Source organism: Flavobacterium sp. (genome assembly GCF_004295795.1).
GTDB lineage: Bacteria > Bacteroidota > Bacteroidia > Flavobacteriales > Flavobacteriaceae > Flavobacterium.
On record NZ_SEBR01000004.1, the window covers coordinates 173,968 to 194,397 of the forward strand.

At 47.5% G+C, this 20,430-nt stretch carries 19 protein-coding genes; 11 read left to right on the forward strand and 8 right to left on the reverse strand.

Going from position 1 to position 20,430, the window contains the following annotated elements:
- The first annotated feature begins 84 nt into the window (after positions 1 to 84).
- Positions 85 to 408 (forward strand): YbaB/EbfC family nucleoid-associated protein, encoded by a 324-nt coding sequence (locus EOO49_RS04180; RefSeq protein WP_290843008.1) that lies wholly within the window; start codon positions 85 to 87, stop codon positions 406 to 408.
- 412 nt (positions 409 to 820) lie between these two features.
- Here the strand turns inward: EOO49_RS04180 and EOO49_RS04185 are convergent, their stop codons facing one another.
- Entirely contained in the window at positions 821 to 1,846 is a 1,026-nt protein-coding gene (locus EOO49_RS04185; protein ID WP_290843010.1) for a GntG family PLP-dependent aldolase, read from the reverse strand.
- A 586-nt stretch (positions 1,847 to 2,432) separates the two neighbouring features.
- Here EOO49_RS04185 and prfB point away from each other — a divergent pair.
- On the forward strand, positions 2,433 to 3,530 hold the full coding sequence (gene prfB, locus EOO49_RS04190) for a peptide chain release factor 2 (RefSeq protein WP_290843011.1): 1,098 nt from the start codon (positions 2,433 to 2,435) through the stop codon (positions 3,528 to 3,530).
- The gene (locus EOO49_RS04195; protein ID WP_290843013.1) at positions 3,530 to 3,757 is read left to right on the forward strand and encodes a hypothetical protein; all 228 of its coding nucleotides are present in this window, start codon (positions 3,530 to 3,532) and stop codon (positions 3,755 to 3,757) included. Before prfB ends, EOO49_RS04195 begins: the two co-directional genes overlap by 1 nt.
- Positions 3,758 to 3,942: 185 nt before the next feature.
- Here EOO49_RS04195 and EOO49_RS04200 read toward each other — a convergent pair whose 3' ends face one another.
- Positions 3,943 to 4,479, reverse strand: coding sequence for a pyridoxamine 5'-phosphate oxidase family protein (locus EOO49_RS04200; protein ID WP_290843015.1), 537 nt, complete (start codon positions 4,477 to 4,479; stop codon positions 3,943 to 3,945).
- A gap of 135 nt (positions 4,480 to 4,614) precedes the next feature.
- Here EOO49_RS04200 and EOO49_RS04205 point away from each other — a divergent pair, with 135 nt between their 5' ends.
- The 3 genes from EOO49_RS04205 to EOO49_RS04215 all read left to right on the forward strand — a co-directional run bounded on the left by EOO49_RS04205 (position 4,615) and on the right by EOO49_RS04215 (position 7,258).
- Positions 4,615 to 5,457, forward strand: a complete 843-nt coding sequence (locus tag EOO49_RS04205) for an endonuclease/exonuclease/phosphatase family protein (RefSeq protein ID WP_290843017.1) — start codon at positions 4,615 to 4,617, stop codon at positions 5,455 to 5,457.
- 65 nt (positions 5,458 to 5,522) lie between these two features.
- On the forward strand, positions 5,523 to 6,722 hold the full coding sequence (locus EOO49_RS04210) for a porin family protein (RefSeq protein ID WP_290843019.1): 1,200 nt from the start codon (positions 5,523 to 5,525) through the stop codon (positions 6,720 to 6,722).
- The gene (locus EOO49_RS04215) at positions 6,722 to 7,258 is read left to right on the forward strand and encodes a DUF1697 domain-containing protein (protein ID WP_290843020.1); all 537 of its coding nucleotides are present in this window, start codon (positions 6,722 to 6,724) and stop codon (positions 7,256 to 7,258) included. The genes EOO49_RS04210 and EOO49_RS04215 overlap by 1 nt, the downstream gene beginning before the upstream one ends.
- On the opposite strand, the gene EOO49_RS04220 is transcribed toward EOO49_RS04215, so the two are convergent.
- The 3 genes from EOO49_RS04220 to EOO49_RS04230 form a co-directional block, all read right to left on the reverse strand.
- The gene (locus tag EOO49_RS04220; protein WP_290843022.1) at positions 7,253 to 8,149 is read right to left on the reverse strand and encodes a phospholipase A; all 897 of its coding nucleotides are present in this window, start codon (positions 8,147 to 8,149) and stop codon (positions 7,253 to 7,255) included. The two genes, EOO49_RS04215 and EOO49_RS04220, sit on opposite strands and share 6 nt — an antisense overlap.
- Positions 8,150 to 8,220: 71 nt before the next feature.
- Positions 8,221 to 9,306 (reverse strand): inorganic phosphate transporter, encoded by a 1,086-nt coding sequence (locus EOO49_RS04225; protein WP_290843024.1) that lies wholly within the window; start codon positions 9,304 to 9,306, stop codon positions 8,221 to 8,223.
- A gap of 18 nt (positions 9,307 to 9,324) precedes the next feature.
- A complete protein-coding gene (locus EOO49_RS04230; RefSeq protein WP_290843025.1) occupies positions 9,325 to 9,969 on the reverse strand; it encodes a DUF47 family protein in 645 nt (214 codons plus the stop codon).
- A 184-nt stretch (positions 9,970 to 10,153) separates the two neighbouring features.
- Between EOO49_RS04230 and EOO49_RS04235 the strand changes: the two genes are divergently transcribed.
- The 4 genes from EOO49_RS04235 to EOO49_RS04250 all read left to right on the forward strand — a co-directional run bounded on the left by EOO49_RS04235 (position 10,154) and on the right by EOO49_RS04250 (position 14,977).
- Positions 10,154 to 11,782, forward strand: a complete 1,629-nt coding sequence (locus EOO49_RS04235) for a carboxyl transferase domain-containing protein (protein WP_290843026.1) — start codon at positions 10,154 to 10,156, stop codon at positions 11,780 to 11,782.
- A gap of 66 nt (positions 11,783 to 11,848) precedes the next feature.
- On the forward strand, positions 11,849 to 12,781 hold the full coding sequence (locus tag EOO49_RS04240) for a hypothetical protein (RefSeq protein ID WP_290843028.1): 933 nt from the start codon (positions 11,849 to 11,851) through the stop codon (positions 12,779 to 12,781).
- A gap of 24 nt (positions 12,782 to 12,805) precedes the next feature.
- Positions 12,806 to 13,300, forward strand: a complete 495-nt coding sequence (locus EOO49_RS04245) for a hypothetical protein (RefSeq protein ID WP_290843029.1) — start codon at positions 12,806 to 12,808, stop codon at positions 13,298 to 13,300.
- Positions 13,301 to 13,360: 60 nt separating this feature from the next.
- Positions 13,361 to 14,977, forward strand: coding sequence for a M1 family metallopeptidase (locus tag EOO49_RS04250; protein WP_290843031.1), 1,617 nt, complete (start codon positions 13,361 to 13,363; stop codon positions 14,975 to 14,977).
- A 213-nt stretch (positions 14,978 to 15,190) separates the two neighbouring features.
- On the opposite strand, the gene EOO49_RS04255 is transcribed toward EOO49_RS04250, so the two are convergent.
- From EOO49_RS04255 to EOO49_RS04265, 3 genes are all read right to left on the reverse strand, one after another.
- Positions 15,191 to 16,234, reverse strand: a complete 1,044-nt coding sequence (locus EOO49_RS04255) for an AMP-binding protein (protein WP_290843032.1) — start codon at positions 16,232 to 16,234, stop codon at positions 15,191 to 15,193.
- A complete protein-coding gene (locus EOO49_RS04260; RefSeq protein WP_290843035.1) occupies positions 16,231 to 17,172 on the reverse strand; it encodes a CPBP family intramembrane glutamic endopeptidase in 942 nt (313 codons plus the stop codon). Before EOO49_RS04260 ends, EOO49_RS04255 begins: the two co-directional genes overlap by 4 nt.
- Positions 17,173 to 17,467: 295 nt before the next feature.
- A complete protein-coding gene (locus EOO49_RS04265; protein ID WP_290843037.1) occupies positions 17,468 to 17,881 on the reverse strand; it encodes a hypothetical protein in 414 nt (137 codons plus the stop codon).
- 94 nt (positions 17,882 to 17,975) lie between these two features.
- Here EOO49_RS04265 and EOO49_RS04270 point away from each other — a divergent pair, with 94 nt between their 5' ends.
- Positions 17,976 to 20,420: an outer membrane beta-barrel family protein gene (locus tag EOO49_RS04270; protein WP_290843039.1), complete on the forward strand. Its 2,445-nt coding sequence runs from the start codon at positions 17,976 to 17,978 to the stop codon at positions 20,418 to 20,420.
- The last annotated feature ends 10 nt before the right edge of the window (positions 20,421 to 20,430 follow it).

Sequence of the window (20,430 nt, forward strand, 5' to 3'; positions counted from 1 at the left end):
GAAATTACAGGCATTTTGGCTTTTCTTAACGATTGCCATAGCTACGAATTTAGTAAATTCGCATGCATTTCAAAACAAAAAAATATGTTCGGAGATTTGATGGGAATGATGGGCAAGCTCCAGGAAACCCAAAAGAAAATAGAAGAAACCAAGCAACGTCTTGACACTGTACTGATTGACGAAAAATCAAGCGACGGTTTACTCTCGGTAACGCTTACGGCCAACCGCAAAATTAAATCGATAAGCCTTGACGATTCGCTGCTCGAGGACAATGAGCAACTCGAAGATTACCTGATTCTCGTGCTGAACAAAGCCATAGAGAAAGCCACTGACGTCAACGAAGCCGAACTCGCGGCGGTTGCCAAAGACGGCATGCCGAATATTCCGGGAATGGATCTTTTTAAATGATCTTCTGGATTAGCGGACTGACGAACTGCAACTGCTTCCTGCAACTGCTTTCTGCAACTGCTTCCTGAATCTGGGCGTTCCGGCGCATCGAATTTTTGGCAGTGTCGCTAATTTCCGGGCGCCGTCGGGCTATCCGCTGTATCTTTTGCCACAGCGAATCGGTTGGAATCAAGATTCAGACCGGCAAAAGGATGCCGCTGCTATCCCTAACGCAAAAAAAATCGGCAATAGGCAAAGTCGTGAAAATCCGCAGAAAAAATCGGCCACGAATACACGAATAAAAAGCATTCGTGCATTCGTGGCCAAAATTATTTAAGTTCTCCCCAAAAGAACCAACGATTAAATTCGTCCCGACTACGGGATTTGAAATTTGGTCCAGATAGCTATCGGGATGGAATTTGAAAATTGGAATTTAGAACTCGAGTTTCTGCAAAGTCTCCACAACATAAGAATGCATGACCTCGCGATAATCCAGATGCGTGACGATTCGTAGTTTTCCTTGTCCCAAACTGCTTATCTGAATGTTCTTCTGACGCAATTTTTCCATAAAAATATCGTCCGGAATGCGAGGGTTTATCGTGAAAATCAAGATGTTGGTTTCCACAGGTTCGACTTTGTGGATCCAGGCTTTCTGGCTCAGGATGTAGGCGAGTTCCTTGGCGCGTCTGTGGTCTTCGGCCAAACGGCCCACGTGGTGTTGCAAAGCATAAATTCCGGCTGCGGCCAAATAGCCTACCTGTCGCATTCCGCCGCCCAAGATCTTTCTCACTCGCAACGCGCGGTTGATCGTTTCCTTGTCCGAAACCAAAAGCGACCCGATCGGAGCGCCAAGTCCTTTGGACAAACAAACCGAAATCGAGTGGAAAGTTTCCCCGTAAAGCCTGGGATTCTCTCGCTTGGCGACCAAAGCGTTCCAGATGCGCGCTCCGTCGAGGTGAAACTTCAGATTGTGTCTGTCGCAAACCTGACGGATTTTCTGCAATTCGGCAATGTCATAACAAGCGCCTCCGCCTTTGTTGGTCGTATTTTCCACGCAGACCAAAGACGTGAGCGGACTGTGGTAAAAATCCGGCGGATTGATCGCAGCTTCGACCTGCTGGGCGTTTATCATACCGCGGTCGCCGTCGAGAAGTCGGCACGAAACGCCGCTGTTGAACGAAACGCCTCCGCCTTCATAATTGAAAACATGCGCATATTTGTCTGCGATCAGTTGTTCTCCGGGTTGCGTGTGAAGTTTTATCGCGGCCTGGTTGGCCATCGTCCCTGACGGAAAGAACAAAGCGTCTTCCATGCCAAAAATGTTGGCGACCATGCGCTGCAGCGCGTTCACCGTGGGATCTTGTTTGTACACATCGTCGCCCACGTCGGCCTTGAACATGAATTCGAGCATTTCGGGCGTCGGTTTGGTGACTGTATCGCTGACCAGGTTTATTTCCATAAAGAATATTCGTTGTCGTTGCCTTTTCGGCTACTGCAAAATAACTCCAAAAAAGTTCGCCTATGGCATAGCTGATTTTAAAATTTTGGTAAAACTGTCGTCTGATTTTTGGATCGTCAGATTTTCAGATCATCCGATGCCGACGCGAATTCGAGCCGTCAAGCTCAAATGCTATAGAATCCGTTGCAACACAGATTGAACAGATCAAAAGGATACTGAATTTCGTCGACGGCAGATAAAATCCGATAATCGTATCAATGAAGTCCGAACCGACGGCGAGCAAAGCTTAATGCCCTTAATGAACTTAATGGTTCAAAAAAAAAATCAGAATCAGGAAAAAAGTCAGGAGACTTGATAAACTTGACTGTAAATGTCGACAAACCTACAAGGCTAAAAAACCTTGCAGGTTCAAAATAAGCTTGAGGGTTTACGGTTATGACCGACATCAAATCGGAAAAGTAAAATCCGCGAAAATCCATCAGAATCCGCGTTACGGAAATCTGCCGATTCGAAAATCCGTATATCCAAAAATCCAACAACCAAAAAATCATTCCTTTTCGTTAATTTTGCGCCTCAAACCAAGATTATGACCAGTACCGAACAGGTAAGAGATATAGCCGAACGCGTGTCGGCGCTCAAAGGTTACCTCGACATCGAGCGCAAGCAGATCGAGATTTCCAATGAGGAAGAAAAGACGCTTGCCCCAGATTTTTGGAACAACGCCAAAGAAGCCGAAGCCTTCGTGAAAGTGCTTAGAAGCAAGAAAAAATGGGTCGAGGATTATGAAAAGGCGGTTTCGCTTTCGGATGAATTGACGCTCGCACTCGAATTTTACCGCGAAGGTGAATTGACAGAAGCAGAACTCGACGAAGCTTTCGACAAGGTCGAATCTTTGGTGGTGAACATCGAGCTCAAGAACATGCTTTCGGACGAAGGCGACGTAATGAGTTCCGTGCTCCAGATCACGGCCGGAGCCGGCGGAACAGAAAGTTGCGATTGGGCCGGAATGCTGATGCGGATGTACTTGATGTGGGCCGAAAAAAGCGGCTACAAAGTGCGCGAGCTCAACTTCCAGGAAGGCGACGTGGCCGGAATCAAGACCGTGACGCTCGAAATCGAAGGCGATTATTCTTTCGGATACCTCAAAGGTGAAAACGGCGTGCATCGTTTGGTGCGCATCTCGCCTTTCGACAGCAACGCCAAGCGACATACTTCTTTCGTATCGGTTTATGTTTATCCTTTGGTGGACGACACGATCGAAATCGAGATCAATCCGGCCGATATCGAGATCACCACGGCGCGTTCCTCAGGAGCGGGCGGACAGAACGTAAACAAAGTCGAGACCAAAGTACAGTTGTTGCACAAACCGACGGGCATCCAAATCCAATGTTCGGAAACGCGTTCACAACACGACAACCGCCAGCGCGCCATGCAGATGTTGAAATCGCAACTTTACGAAATAGAGCTCAAGAAACAACAGGAACAGCGCAACGACATCGAAGCCGGAAAGATGAAAATCGAGTGGGGTTCCCAGATCAGGAATTACGTTTTGCATCCGTACAAATTGGTCAAAGACGTGAGAACCGGATATGAAACGAGCGATACGGAAGGCGTTCTTTCGGGCGAGCTCGACGAATTCCTGAAGGCTTATTTGATGATGATGGGACAACGGGACGAGGATTAGTGGCAGTGGCGGAAGCAGTGGCAGAAGCAGTGGCAGAAGCAGTTGCAGAAGCAGATGCAGAAGCAGTGGCAGAAGCAGTTGCAGTGGCAGTGGCAGTGGGAATATCAGACGAAACCATGTCGGTGAAAAAACAAAGACAGCAGCTGTCGGAGAAAAACAAAAAACGTTTCCAAATAAATTCGGAAACGTTTTTTATTTCAATGCAAATCGGCAAAATGTTTAAATAGGAAAATTGATCGTGCAAATTCCAACACCGTATTTTGCAATTTTAAAAGCCTAAGTATCAGTTTCCGCTCTGCAACTGCCATTGCTACTGCAACTGCCACTGCTACTGCTACTGCTACTGCCACTGCTACTGCATCTGCTTCCGCAACTGCAACTGCTACTGCAACTGCTACTGCAACTGCAACTGTCAAGGAACAATCTTCCCTTCCACCGAATCGTCATAAGTTTCCCCAACTACAGATCCGTAAAGGCGCTTGGCCATCGCGACCAACATATTGGTTTTCACGTCCCAGTAATAGCCTTCGGTAGGAATTACCTTGATTACGGTGATTCTCGGGTCGTCTTTTCCTTCGGTGAACCAGGTTTTCATCGTCGCGTCCCAAAGTTCGTCGATCATTTTGGGATCTCTTGAGATTTCGGCTCTTCCGTAAATCGACAGGAAATCGCTGTAACTCGATCCCTGGAACAAAAGTTGGACTGACGGATCTTTCTCCAGTTCTACATTCTTGTGGCTGTCGTTGGCGCTCAGAAACCAAAAATTACCTTGGTCGTCTACTTTTTCGGGTGCCATCGGTCGTGCCGAGAAGCTATTTCCCGTTTCGATTTTGGTGCACATGAAGCAAGAACCGGCTTTCGACGCCAGCGATTTGATTTTTTCTATGCCTTCCGATCCGAAAAGATTTTCAAAATTGTCTTCGGGTTGATTTTTGTTGATACTGTCCATGGTAGTCGTGTTTATTGTTTGTATCCGAAAGTTAAACAGATGATTGCTGAAAAACTTATAGGATTGACGCACATTGTTGTAGCATTTCCCAAAATCCGCGAAAGCGAAATCAATATCTTTGGGAAAATTCATCCGATGAAAACAAATTTTCTTCTCGCCTCGCTCCTACTCGTTCTTTGGACTGTCCAAAGTCAGGACATAAAAGTGATGTCTTACAATATCAGGGTTGATTTCGGAGGCGACGGTGAGAACAATTGGGAATTCCGACGCGATTTCCTAGCCGACCAGATCACCTACAACGCGCCGGATTTCATCGGGACACAAGAAGGAAAATTGCACCAACTGCAGTTTCTCGACACGGCGTTGCCAAATTACGCGCGAATTGGTCGTGGCCGCGACAATTCCCAAACCCAGGACGAATACAGCGCGATATTCTACGACAGGACGCGTTTCAGGCTCGTTTCCCAAAACACGTTTTGGTTGTCAGAGAATCCAGATACACCTGAGTCGAAAAGCTGGGAAACGGCATATCCAAGAATCTGTACTTATGGATTGTTCGAGGAAATCAAATCGAAAAAACGCTTTTTCGTGTTCAACACGCACATGGATCACATCAGCGAACTGGCTCGCGAGAATGGTGCAAAGCTAATCTTGAAAAGAATTTCGGAAATCAACACCAAGTCGTTTCCCGTTATCCTGACAGGCGATTTCAATAGCGAAATGACGACCGGCGCTTACAAGACCATCACTTCACAAATGGACGACACGAGAAATGTAAGCAAAACCAAACCGTTCGGACCAAACGGGACTTTCAGCGGATTCAAGTTCAACGAGCCCGTAAACCTGCTGATAGACTACGTTTTTGTGTCAAGAAAGAATGTCGAAGTGCTTAGGTACGCGATTCTGTCTGACTCCAAAAACTGCAAATATCCGTCCGATCACCTGCCTGTTTTGGCCGAGTTGAAATTGTTGAAATAAGTAAGTTATTTCGCCCGTTTTTATCGGAATAATTCAATATACTTGCAAAAACCAAACACAAGGAAATGAACAAATTATTCGCATTGGCGCTATTGCTGCCATTGGTCACTATTGCCCAAATTCGGTTCCAGAAAGGCTATTTTATAGACAACGGCGGCAAAAAGGTCGAATGTCTTATCCGAAACAAAGGCTGGAACAACAATCCGACTTCTTTCGACTATAAGATTTCAGAAACCTCAGAGACGCAGCAAGGCACTTTAAAGGATGTTCGCGAATTTTCTTTGGAAGATGGCCCAACTTATACCAAAGCTACCGTCGCCATGGAGCGTTCGACAGAAAAAGTACAGAACATGCAGATGCAACGCGATGCCAAGTTTACCCTTGTCGAGGAAACCCACTTCCTAAGACTTCTTTTTCAGGCCAGCCATTCGCTTTACATACTTGAGGACAGCGGGATTTTCAAGTTTTTCGACCGCGACAGGAACGGCGTTTTCACCCAACTCGTGCACATTGCTTACGTCGATTCCCAAAGCAATTTGAGACACTACAATCAGTACTATTCCCAATTGCTCGCAAATTTTTCCTGTGAAGGAAGCACACTCGAATCGATGTCAAAACTCAAATACTCGATTTCAGAGTTAACCGAATATTATAGGAAAACCAGCGAATGCAAAGGCGAAAAAGTAACCGAGGTCAAAAAGAGTAAAGGCGATTTCAACCTCAGGCCGTTCCTCGGGTTCAAGTCGATGAAACTCGATGCGAGCGCATACTCCGGAAATCCGGGCGTTTCCATTACGAAAAGCGGATTGGCTTACGGAATGGAATTCGAATACATCTTGCCCACGAACAAGAAAAAATGGGCTATCCTTATCGATATGGAATACAACAAACTCGAAGGTGACATCGATTTCCCTGACGGAAGCAGCATCAACGACCTACGTGCCAAAATTAATTTTTCGTCCCTGCAGATTCCGATTGGCGGACGTTACTATGCTTTCCTTTCTGACGACTTCAAGTTTTTCGCCAATGCCACGATCAACCTGAACTTCATTTCGGATAAGTCGGAAATCGTTTATGGGGAAGGCGTTTCGCAGTTTTCCAAAAGGAAAATGGATTCTAATTCTTACAATTTCGGCATTGGTGCCGGAGTCAGTTACAAAAGACTCAATGCCGAGATCCGATATTATACCAATCAGGAACTTTACCGCACGACAGACGGAAACGTCAGTAAATTTGCGCTTTTGGTCAGCTACGCCATATTTTGATGAACAAATATATAGCCTTGCTGCGCGGCATCAACGTTTCCGGTCAAAAACTGATCAAGATGGAAGCCTTGCGCGAATCGCTTAAAAATCTGGGCTTGAAGGACGTTTCCACTTACATTCAAAGTGGGAACGTTCTTTTCGTTTCGGACGATTCCGCGTCAGACTTACAACAAAATATCTCCAGGATGATCAAGGCCGATTTCGGATTCGACGTTTCGGTGATCGTCGTCACGCCAGATGATTTGGCTGTCGCTGTCGCGGAAAATCCGTTCGCGGGCAAAACACCCGAAGGTTCGACACAGCCTTACATCGGATTCCTGTCTGAAATTCCAACCTCGGAAAATCTCAAAAATCTTTCGGACAGTGATTTCGGAAGCGACGAATGGATCGTCATCGGGAAAAGGATTTATCTGTGGTACGCCGATTCGGCCGCCAACACCAAACTCAGCAACGCCGTTATCGAGCGCAAACTCAAGCTGATTTCGACGGCCAGAAACTGGAAAACGACCAATAAATTGATTTTACTTTCCTCATAACCACTCGACAAGAGAACATCCGATTCCAACGGTCGTTTGTTTGTGGTTGTAATCGATGAGCGTTTCCCCGAAGCCATGCGACGCTTGGAAATACCCGCGAAGATTTCCCTTTATCGGAAAAGACCACGAAAACGTCAAGTTGCCTTTTACGGCTGTTCCGAAACTCAAATTGTGGCTTCCGATTAGCGAAAGTACGTGTCCGTCGGTTGTATAGATCACGTTCACGTCTGCCCTTCCCAAGTAATCCACGATTTGGGGATTGTCGTCCTCGCCGTCGGGAATCCGAATCCACGGACGCGCGTAGACCGTCCATTTGTCATATTCGAAACCCGCGTGGAAAATGATGCGGTTCCAACTTCTCGAAAACGGCAGGCTTTTACCGTTCGACTGGTGATTGAATGCCACGCCGACCATTCTCGCATTGAAACCGAGAACCTTGAAGTGCAACGGAAAATTGAGGATCAGTTCGGGTTCGTAATTGATTTCGCGAAACGGACGCGAGATCGATCCGTTGTAAACCTGCCAGTGTGCAACCTGCGTGTAGGCCATCCACAAATCGGCCCGTTTCCAAAAAATGCCCTGAAGCACTTTTGTCTTGAAACTGATCTGGAATTTCGTTTCGACCTTGTTGTATTTCTGGTCTTCGTCAATGATGTATTCCTCGCTTCCGTTTCCGGACTTCGGCTTTTCATTCGGATTGGTCGAAAACCGCACGGGCAAAAGGAAAATTGGCTTATAAGGCGTGATCTGGAAAGTGCCGCGCGTCGAGGTAGAATCAAGTTCCCAACGTTGGCTCAGCGTGCGCGGACGGGCGTTGTCGCGTATCAACGCATCGATTTGGGAATGGGCGGAAAGTCCGCAAAGCAAGACAAACAGGAAAATACGGTTCATGCGCCGAAAATACGAAATGGCGCAAAAAAAGCCGCACAATGCGGCTTATATGATTCCCATGGATTTTTATATCAGACGAAGATTTTGAGCAGGTAGAAAAACAATGCCGCAATCACCGCAGAAACCGGAATGGTCAGGATCCAGGCCCACAAGAGGTTGATGGTCACGCCCCAACGAACGGCCGAAATCCTTTTGGTGATCCCAACCCCGATGATACTTCCCGTGATTGTATGTGTGGTGGAAACCGGAATTCCCATGTGTTCGGTCAAATAAAGTGTCGCAGCTCCGGCAGTTTCGGCGGCCACACCTTCAAGAGGCGTAACTTTCGTGATCTTGGAGCCCATCGTCTTTACGATTTTCCATCCGCCCGACAAAGTTCCCAAGGCGATTACCACGAAACTCGCAAGTGGCACCCACCACCAGAAGCCGTCGTTTACGAACATCTTGAAACGCTCGGACGAATCCGCGGCAGCGAACGCCGCATCACCCATGTCTAGTTTGTAACAGATTACGGCCGCTCCGATGATTCCCATGACTTTTTGGGCATCGTTCCCGCCGTGACCCAAACTGAATAAGGCCGATGAAAGCAACTGCAGTTTCTTGAACCATTTGTCGGCTTTGTTCGGATTGGCCTTTTTGCAGATATTGAGAATCGCGACCGTTATGAAATAAGCCATGATCATACCCAAAAGCGGGGCGCAGAAAATGAACAGGAAAGTCGGGATTACCTTGGCGTAGTTGATTACGTCGATTTCTTTTCCGTCGACGATTTCGCTGAACGTTCCGGCGTTGGCCAAAGCCGCTCCCATGAAACCTCCGAGCAAAGTGTGTGAGGACGAAGACGGGATTCCGAGCTTCCAGGTCGCCAGGTTCCAGATGATGGCCGCGACCAGTCCGGCGAGAATCACTTCCAGAGTAATGAAATGTTCATCTACAGATTTTGCGATCGTGTTTCCGATTTTGAATTCCCCGATCCAGAATTTCGAGATGAAATAAGCAGCGAAATTGAACATCGCCGCCCAAAGTACCGCCTGGAAAGGTGTGAGAACCTTGGTTGCCACGATTGTCGCGATCGAGTTGGCCGCGTCGTGAAAACCGTTGATGTAGTCAAAAATCAGCGCAAGGACGATAATGACGATAAGTAAGGTAAGATCCATATCTAGTCTTTGCGTACTTTAAGAATGCTTGACGGAAATCTGTTCCATCACGTTTGCCACGCTCTTGCATTTGTCAGAGGCAGATTCGAGAGCCGAAAGTACTTCCTTGTATTTGATGATGTTTTTGGCGTCGGTCTCGTTCTCGAAGATATCGGCGACGGCCTTGTCGAAAACGGTATCGGCCTTGCTTTCCAGTTTGTTGATTTTCTTGCAGGCTTCGGCTATGCTTTTGTGGTTGTCGAGATTTTTCAATTCCTTGATCCCGATTCCGATAAGCTGGCAAGCCTCAAGGTTGATTTCAGTAAGCTTTCGGATCGATTTGGTGATTTTTTCCACTTGGTACAGACGCATGCGGCTCGCGGCTCCGTGCATATAATCGGCCACGTTGTCAATTGCTTTGATCAACGAGTGGATGTCTTCGCGATCGAATGGTGTGATGAAGTTCTTGCTCAATTCGAGGTGCGTACGGTGCGTGATATCCTCGATTTTGGCTTCCAGTTCCTCTATCTTTCTAAAGTATTCTTCCCTTTGTTCCTTTGGGACGTTGATGGCCTCGTGAAGCGCTTCTGCCAAAAGGATCAGGTTAAACGAAGCTTGCTCGAAAAGCGGGAAGAATTTTTTATCTTTCGGAACTAAAAACTGGAAAATGGTGTTCAGGTTCATCTATCTGATTTTGATGGTGCAAAGGTAGGCATCCAATGTTAAGGCAATATTAAGTTTACGCCTGCCCAATTTACGACAAATTCTCACGGACATTGCCATTTCAAACGTTTTCGTACTTTTGCCGACGACATTTTGGTTCCGATGCTTTCCAACTTTCGGATGCCAATTCAACCCGATTTCACCTATGGATTTGACCTTCAACCAAAACGAGGACCACAACAAGCTTTTACTTTCAGACCTGAAACAGAAATTCGCCAAAGTCAAACTCGGCGGAGGCGAAAAACGCGTCGAGAAACTGCATTCCGAAGGCAAGATGACGGCTCGCGAGCGCATCGATTACCTGTTGGATGAAAAAATGCCCGCCATAGAAATCGCGGCCTTCGCCGGAGACGGGATGTATGCCGAACACGGCGGTTGTCCGTCGGGCGGAGTCGTGGTGAAAATCGGATATGTCAAAGGAAAACAATGCGTCGTGGTTGCCAATGATGCCACCGTGAAAGCCGGCGCCTGGTTTCCGATTACTGGAAAAAAGAATTTGCGCGCCCAGGAAATCGCGATGGAAAACCGCCTGCCGATCATTTATCTGGTCGACAGCGCAGGAGTTTATCTGCCGATGCAGGACGAGATTTTCCCCGACAAAGAGCACTTCGGACGCATTTTTCGCAACAACGCCATCATGTCGAGCCTCGGAATCACCCAAATCGCGGCAGTCATGGGAAGTTGCGTGGCCGGCGGCGCTTATTTGCCGATAATGAGCGACGAAGCCCTGATCGTCGATAAAACGGGAAGCATTTTCCTGGCCGGAAGTTATCTCGTAAAAGCCGCCATCGGAGAAACCATAGACAACGAAACGCTTGGGGGCGCGACGACACACTGCGAAATATCCGGCGTTACCGATTACAAAGCCAAGGATGACAAGGACGCGCTCGACACGATAAAGAACATCGTTTCCAAGATCGGCGACTATGACAAGGCAGGTTTCAACCGCGAAAAGCCGCAAAAACCTACTTTGGAACAAAATGACATTTACGGAATCTTACCCAAATCGCGTTCGGAACAATACGACATGATGGAAATCATCAAGCGGTTGGTCGACAGCTCCGAGTTCGACGAATACAAGGCCGGTTACGGGCAAACACTGATTACGGGCTACGCGAGAATCGACGGTTGGGCTGTCGGGATCGTGGCCAACCAGCGAAAAGTGGTCAAATCGAAAAAAGGCGAAATGCAGTTCGGTGGCGTGATCTATTCCGATTCCGCCGACAAGGCCACGCGTTTCATCGCCAATTGCAACCAGAAAAAAATCCCGTTGGTCTTTCTTCAGGATGTAACAGGATTCATGGTCGGATCAAAATCGGAACACGGCGGAATCATCAAGGACGGCGCCAAAATGGTAAATGCTGTCTCGAATTCGGTCGTTCCCAAGTTCACGGTCGTCGTAGGAAATTCGTACGGAGCCGGAAATTACGCCATGTGCGGAAAAGCTTACGATCCGCGACTCATTTTTGCCTGGCCAAGCGCCGAACTCGCCGTAATGGGCGGAACGCAAGCCGCAAAAGTTCTTGTTCAGATTGAAGCTTCCTCTCTGAAATCCAAAGGTGAAACCGTTGACGAGGCCAAAGAAAAAGAGCTTTTCGACAAGATCAAGGCCAAATATGATGCCCAGGTTTCTCCTTATTATGCCGCGGCCAGGATTTGGACCGATGCGATAATCGATCCGCTTGACACCAGAACCTGGATTTCCATGGGAATCGAGGCGGCGAACCACGCTCCTATTGAACGCAAATTCAATTTGGGTGTGATTCAGGTTTAAGTTCTGAGTGCCTGAGTGCTTAAGTGCCGAAGTATTGATGTCATAAAGTTCTAAACTCCTAAAGTTATGCTTACCGTCGATTACGATGAACTGAAAACCGCCGAGGAACTCGGTTTGGAAAATCGCGATTTCGAAGATCTGGAGTTTTACCAAGGCGTTCCTTTCACGGGTTTGGCGGTTTCCGAAACCGAACATGTCAGGCAAGAATTGCTTTACGAGAACGGGCTTCGGCAAGGCGAAAGCAAAGGCACTTTTATCGACGGCGGCAAATTTTACTCGGGCCATTATCAGAAAGGCGTCGAAACTGGCGAGCATTTTACCTGGAACGAGAACGGTTTTCTGGTCGAATACGAGAATTTCGGGACGCCTTACACCAAACGGTTTTTTGAAAACACAGGTGAACTTTTCTACGAATTCATCGACGGCGGGGATTTGGCTTATTTTTACAAGAACGGAAATCCGATGCTAATCGAGGAAAAACGACGTGACGTAAAGGTTTTCGCGCCAACATCCGAACTCGCTTTCACCAAAAAGTTCAAAGACCGCTGGACCGATGAACAAGCGTATGAAAAGGACGGAAAATATTCCACCGAATTTAATGACGATGTCCTGAAATTACATTTTGTGGAAATGGCGGCGTTTCTTGAGATAAGGATTGACATTTTCAGATGGCTTGCCAGAAAGTGTGCGACCGATCGCGCATTTGCCGCCGAAGCTTTCAACAGATTGATTGATGGCGAAAACCTCAATGTGAAATCCGACGCCATGCTCGTTGCGGGCAATTTGGGTCTGGCCGAATGTCTTCCGTCGTTGCACGAAAATACATCCGATCACAGCATTCCGAGTGCGGAAACCGATCGTGTTTCGGGAAACGAAATTCCGGTGACCGCGAGAATTTCGGGTATGGCTTATCTCGCTATCGACAAAATCGAGAATCCGACAATCAGGACCGAAGAGGAAAACGAGTCATTCTGGCGTTCGTTTTTTAACACCAAATGATTTAAATTGGACGAAAAATCGGTTATGAAAAAACTGTTGCTTCTAATTGTTTTTATTGGATTTTCGGCAATTGCACAGGAATCATCGGCACTTCTCGAAAAAGAGAAAGTCAAGAGCAAGCTGTCGGTTTCCATGCTTCGCGAACTGAAATCGTCCTTGAAAACGAACTATGGCAAAGACCTCGACAGCCTCAAAGTGATCGCGATCTACTATTATCAGCCAAAAGTGAACTGCCCGAATTCGGATGTGTACAAATTCATCAAGCCCGAAAAGGAAGAACCGAAAGACAAGAAATACATCAAGTCTGATTTGCTGTATCTGTGTTTCGAGAAAGGCATTGCGAGCAAATATATAAAATACGACGTCGGAGCCACGGTTTACAACGCTTTCTTCAGCGAGAATCGCGGTTGTGAAGGAACTGTCTGCGTAACATCTGACGGAAATTACATCTTGGTAAAAAGCCGCGCATCGGTTTCGACCGTCAACAAATTCCTCGAGGAACTCACGGGAAGACGCTGATTTTTTCGGTCATTGGTGTAACTTTCACACGGTTTTTCCAACCAATCAAAAAATACGACAATGAGAATCGCACTATTTTTACTTTTGGCTTCGTCGGCGGCTTCCGCACAAATTTTTGCCGAACACAGCTTCACGAGAAAAGACTCGCTCCACGGCGGATTGCGTCCTGAACGCACGAGCTACGACGTACAACGTTACGACCTCGACATCAAGATCGATACCGAGGCCAAAACGATCGTCGGCTTCAACGATATCACGTTCAAGGTTGTCGATGCGACCTCGAAAATCCAGGTCGACCTTTTTGAGAACATGAAAGTCGACAGCATCGTTTCTGACAAAAAACAGCTGATGTACAAACGCGAGTTCAATGCGATTTTCGTCGATTTTCCTTCGGCTCTTAAAAAAGGTTCCCAAAAAACGGTTCGCGTCTATTATTCCGGAACGCCTATCGCCGCACCTCGCGCACCTTGGCAAGGCGGTTTCGACTGGAAAAAAGACAGGACCGGAAAGACGTTCGCGGGCGTCGCGGTTCAGGGAACGGGCGCAAGTTTGTGGTATCCGGTAAAGGATTCCCAAACCGATGAACCCGATAAAGGCGCATCGATCAAAGTCGCGGTTCCGAACGGCTTAATGAACGTTTCCAACGGACGCTTCAAGGGTTCGAAAGACCTCAAAAACGGCTACACGCGTTGGGATTGGGAAGTCAAAAGTCCTATCAACAATTACGACATTACGGTCAATATCGCCGATTACGCACACATCCACGACACGCACAAAGGCCTCGATCTCGACTATTACGTCCTTAAATACAACGAGAACAAAGCCAAGGAACATTTCGCCGAGGTCAAGACGATGCTCGATTGCTTCCAGTCGAAATTCGGGAAATATCCTTTTGCCGAAGACGGATACAAATTGGTGGAAACGCCCTATTTGGGAATGGAACACCAAAGTGCGGTCGCATATGGAAACGATTACAAGAAAGGCTATCGCGGAAACGATCTTTCGGGAACGGGAATCGGGACGACTTTCGACTACATCATCGTGCACGAAAGCGGACACGAGTGGTTCGGAAATTCGATCACGTCCCAGGACATCGCCGATATGTGGATTCACGAAGGTTTCACGATGTATTCCGAAGCGGTTTATATCGAGTGTACGCTAGGATCCGAAAAAGCGCACCAATACATGAACGGCATCCGAAAAGGCATTTACAACTATGATCCGATCATTGGGAAATATGGCGTGAACAACGAAGGTTCGGGCGATATGTATCCAAAAGGCGCGTGGATCCTGCACACTTTGCGACATGTTGTGGGCGACGATGCGAAATGGTGGAAAATCCTGTTGAAATATTCCGAGACGAATCGCCACAAAATCATCACCACCAAGGATGTAGAGACGTTTTTCTCCAAGGAAATGGAATTGGATCTTGCTCCGGTTTTCGAGCAATACCTTCGTACGACAAAGATTCCGACGTTGGCTTTCGCCGAAGCGGACGGAAAAACCACTTACAGATACGAAGACTGCGTTCCCGGATTCGCGCTTCCGGTAGACGTGACGATCAACGGAAAAACCAAACGCATCGTTCCAACCGATAAACCACAAACTTTAGACGCAAAGTTGTCTGAGGTGAAATTCGTCAAGGATAATTTTCTTGTGAATTCCAAAGGTTTGTAGATTCAACCTCGAATCTCTTAAAAGATTTGGCCACGAATGCACGAATGAGATTATTTGTGTATTCGTGGCCTTCCTATTTCATTTTAACCGCGAATTTATGCAGCACACCCAGCGTAAATTCGCGAATTCGCGGTTTATTTTTGTCCCTGATTTTTAATTTAGATCAGTGGAAATTAACTAATCGGCTAAAGAAAATTAAAAATTCGAGGCAAATTAAACTGCCTGTGGCTTCCGGATAATCTTCCCGCTTCCGGTCTCTGAAAACTCAGGAACAAACCGGATTTCCTTCGGGCGCTCATATTTGTCCAAACCAGAAAAAACAGCATCCGCGACAGCGAATTCGTCACCTTCGATGTTCAAGACAAGCTTTTCGCCCAAGGTCGCATCGGGAATTCCCGAGACAAAAAATCGTGCGTCAATTTTGCCTGCCAGCTTGGCTTCGATCTGTTCCGGAATCAGTTTTATCCCGCCGCTGTTTATCACGTTGTCGCGTCGGCCCAAAAACACGAATTGGTTCTCGTTGACGAGTTCGACCAGATCGTTGGTGATGATGACTTCTTCGGAAATTCGCGGCGCATGTATTACCAGACAATTCTGGTCGTCATACGAAATCGTTACGCCCGGTAAGACCGTGAAAGCGCTCTCGCCCACCTGCTTGGCCGCGATGTGCGTGATGGTTTCGGTCATGCCGTAGGTTTCGTAGATTTTGGACGGAATCTGCTCCAGTTTCTTTTCGAGAACCGGATTGATTTTGGCTCCGCCGATGATGATTTTCTTGATGTTGTCCAACTTCTCCAAAGCGTTTTCGGCCTGAAGCGGAACCAAGGCCGCAAAATCGTATGGCGTGTCATCGTTCCTTAACGGATTCGCACTCGGCGCCTTGAATTCCATGTCCAATCCCAGAATAAAACCACGAACGAACATCATTTTCCCTGCGATATATTTCGTCGGAAGGCAATGCAGTGCTTTGTTTCCGGGTTGCAGATCGAAAAAATCGCCGGTAGCCAAAGCCGAATTGACCATCGCCTGCTTGCTGACGAGAATCGTTTTGGGCGTTCCGGTCGTGCCCGAAGTGTTGATCTCGATTTCGGGTTTGTCGTCGAACCAATCGAGCAAAAACAGGCCGCAATGCTTCTCGTAATCGTCGCCTTCCTTGATGAAACTGTAAGCGACCCTCAAAAGATCGTCCCGGTCGAGATGGAATCCGTTCAGGCGAAACCTGTGGTGTACGTTATTGTATGTCGGGATCGTGTTCATGGGTGGAAATGTGTTGTTGGTTCGACGTTTACGGGTTGCGGAGCGACTTTTCCGAAAAGCTTGCCTTTCCAGTCTCTCCACTTGTATTTCCAGGCGAAAATCAAAAGGATAAGCGGATAACTGATCAGCATCGTCACGACCATTTCGCCAAGCGTGTCTTCAGGCGCGGCTTTTTCCGTCAAGCGGAAGACGGCATCGCTCTGGATCGCTGCATAATCGGACGAAATCAGCAAAACGGCCATCAGATTGTTAGCCAAATGATAACCCAATGTGAGTTCGATTCCTTCGTCCATCAAAGCAATCACGCCGAGCAAAAATCCTGTTCCTATATAGAATGACATTACGCCGTAACCCAATTCGTTGACTTCGGGATTGGCGCTGTGGAAAAGTCCGAAGAAAACCGATGTGACCACAAGCGGAACGAATCGGCTAAGGCTTGCAATCCCGATCTGTTGCATCAGATAACCCCGGAAAAGATATTCCTCGAAACCGATCTGTATCGGAAACAAAAGAAGCGATAGCACGAGCAGAATCGCGAATTTGACCGGTTGGAAATTGTATTCGATGTGCGAACTGTCGACTTGATACGAAATCGCGAAAAGTCCGACGGTAAAAACCACGACAACCGTAAAGGCGAACAGCACACGTCCGTAATCTACTCTCGGACGCGAAGTCGTCAAGCTCAAAATGCTGCGTTGGTGCAAGAATCTGACGAGCAGGAACAAAAGTCCCAGCAGAAAAATAAAAGGCACGAGATTACCGACCATGGCCACCAATTTGGGCATGTTCTTCATGGTTTCGTACATTTCGTCGGTGGTTTCGCTCGGAAGCAGGAAAAAAACGATCATGTTGACCACGAAAATTCCTGTAGTGAGCGCCGTCGTGATCAGGACTTTCCACAAGGCATTGTCGCCCTTGTAGGCTTGTTCTATAAACATTGTGTTGGGATTTTACAGACTTCCAATTTACGCCAAATTTGCATCGGAATCCTCAAATTTGCCTTAAAAATACCGAGCTTCCATTACGGCCATATCTGAAATTCCTTGTGTTGAAAAGTGGCGGTTGCAGTGGCAGTGGCAGTGGCAGTGGCAGTGGCAGTTGCAGCGGCAGTGGCAGTGGCAGTGGAAGAGCGTGACGTCTTCTCAAACCTAAATTCGTCCGAAAACTTATCCGGAAATTCATCCGAAACAAAACCGAAAATCCCAAAATCAGATTGGCCGTTGTACTTTTATTTTATACGGTTGTTTCTGCTACTGCCAATTTTTCTGCTATTGCCGCGGTAACTGCTACTGCCACCGCTCCTGCTTCCGCTACTGCCACTGCTACTGCTGCTGCTACTGCTGCTGCTACTGCTGCTACTGCTACTGCTACTGCTACTGCTACTGCTACTGCTACTGCTACTGCTACTGCTGCTACTGCTACTGCTACTGCTACTGCTACTGCTACTGCTACTGCTACTGCTACTGCTACTACTGCTACTACTGCTACTGCTACTGCTACTGCTGCTACTGCTACTGCTACTGCTACTGCTGCTACTGCTACTGCTACTGCTACTGCTACTGCTACTGCTACTGCTACTGCTACTGCTACTGCTACTGCTACTGCTACTGCTACTGCTACTGCTACTGCTACTGCCACTGCCGCCAAACCCCAAACCTCAGTTTAACAAAAACTTGTGAATCCGCGCCTAAACCAAAAGCTACTTTTGCAGTCAAACACTCAAAACATAACCGAATTATCTATGAAACCATTTCAATGGCTTTTTGGCGCGATTTTCTTGTTGTCGCTGACATCTGCCCAAGCCCAAAAGGCGACGGTCACCGGGAAAATCACTGACAAGACCAGCAAGCAACCTCTTGAATACGCCACGGTGACTTTCCTCAAACCCGGCGATACGAAACCTGTCGCAGGCGGAATTACCGACACCAAAGGCGAATACAGCATAGACGTCGTCCCCGGAACTTACGATATCAATTTCGAGTTCATTTCGTTCAAGACCGTGAGCCTTAAAAACCAATCGATCGATGCCAGCAAACGATTGGCGAATGTAGAATTGGCCGATGATTCGCAACTTTTGAACGAAGTCGTGATCCGCGCAGAACGCACTACGGTCGAGATCAAACTCGACAAGAAAGTCTACAACGTCGGGCAGGATCTGATGGTAAAAGGTGGAACGGTGAGCGATGTGCTTGACAACATTCCATCGGTTTCGGTAGATCAGGACGGAACGATCAGCTTGCGCGGAAACGAGAACGTGAGAATCCTGATCGACGGAAAGCCATCGAACGCCATCAGTGTGGCCGATGCCTTGAGGACGATTCCTGCTGACGCGATCGAGAAGGTCGAAGTTGTCACGAATCCGTCGGCGAGATACGATTCGGAAGGCGGAGGCGGTTTGCTGAACATCATCCTCAAAAAAGGGAAGAATCAAGGTATAAACGGACAATTGCTTGGAACTGTGGGCGATCCTGAAAACTACGGATTGTCGGGTAACGTCAACTTCAAGTCAGAAGACGTAAACGTTTTTACCACAACAGGTTATAATTACAGAAGAAGTCCGGGTAACGCTTTGACAGATACGCATTACCTGACGACTGACACTTACACCAACGAAAGAAGAAGCAATGACCGACTCAGCCGAGGCATCAACTCGACCACGGGATTCGATTGGTATATCGACAAATCGTTGACTTGGACGAACCAGATCAATTTGCGAACGTCGAACAACGAAAATCCGGAAACGGTAAAATACTATAATTACGACGCCAACCGCGCTTTCACGGGAATGACGACGCGTTTCAGCGACGAAACAGGAACGGACGAAAACTTCGAATACTCGACCAACATCACCAAGAATTTCAAAAAAGAAGGTCACAAGCTGACAATCAACGCGGCCTGGTCGATCAACAAAGACAACGACATAGCCGACATCAATTACGGTGACGAACTTACCACGAATCTCGCCGACCAGAACAGGAATGTCTACATGGCCGATTATGTGCTCCCGATTGGAAAAGACAGTCAGTTCGAGGCCGGCTACAAAGGGGAATTCAACCGAAACCTCACTGATTACAGCGTTGGTGCATTCAACGACGCGACGCAACAATACGACCTCAATTACAACTTTACGAACAAGCTCGATTACAAGGAGAAAATCAACGCCTTGTACATGCAATACGGTTCCAAACACGGGAAGTTCTCCTATTTGGCGGGCTTGCGCTGGGAAGATTCGAACATCGACATCAACCAATTGTTCACTCAGGATTACAACAACAAACACTACAACAATTTTTTTCCCAGCCTTTTCCTGACGTATGAATTGGCCGATGAAAGCAGCATTTCCCTAAGTTACAGCCGAAGAATTTCGCGTCCGCGCGGACGTTTGCTCAATCCGTTTTCGAACTATTCGAGTAACATCAACCTGTTCCAGGGAAATCCCGATCTCGATCCGGCTTTCAGCAATTCGTTCGATCTTGGTTATCTGAAGCGTTGGAAGAAACTCACGTTCAGCACATCGGCTTTCGTGAACATCACCACGGATTCTTTCCAGTTCGTCAGACGTGAATCGGGCGATTTCGTAGACAACGCCGACGGTTCGCAAACGCCGGTAATCCTCACGACGCCGATCAACCTCGGTAGGGAATACCGTGCAGGATTCGAGTTCACGTTGAACTATTCGCCTTTCAAATGGTGGAAAATCAACAGCAACTTCAACTTGTTCCGAAACGAGACACAAGGCGATTACAGCTTTACTTTGACAGATGGCACGATCGACACCCAAAGTTTCGACAATGTGGCCTATTCGTGGTCGACGCGATTGACATCGAAAGTGAATCTTCCTTGGAAAATCGATTGGCAGACGAATTTCAACTACAACGGTCCGCAGACGAACGCGCAAGGGAAAAGCAAAGGCGTACCAAGCATGAACCTTGGTCTGAGCAAAGATTTGTTCAAGGAAAAAGCGACTATTGCCTTGAACTGCCAGGACGTTTTCAACTCGCGCAAGAGAATCAACGAGACCCACATTCCGGGCGTTTTGGATTCATACAGCGAAATGCAGTGGCGAGTGCGCCAGATCACGCTTTCACTCACCTATCGCTTCAACAAGAAGAAAAACGAACGCGACCAACGCGACCGTCAGCCAAGAGATGGCGAAGGCGGTGGAAATGACGAATTCCCGGGATAAATTTTTCAGT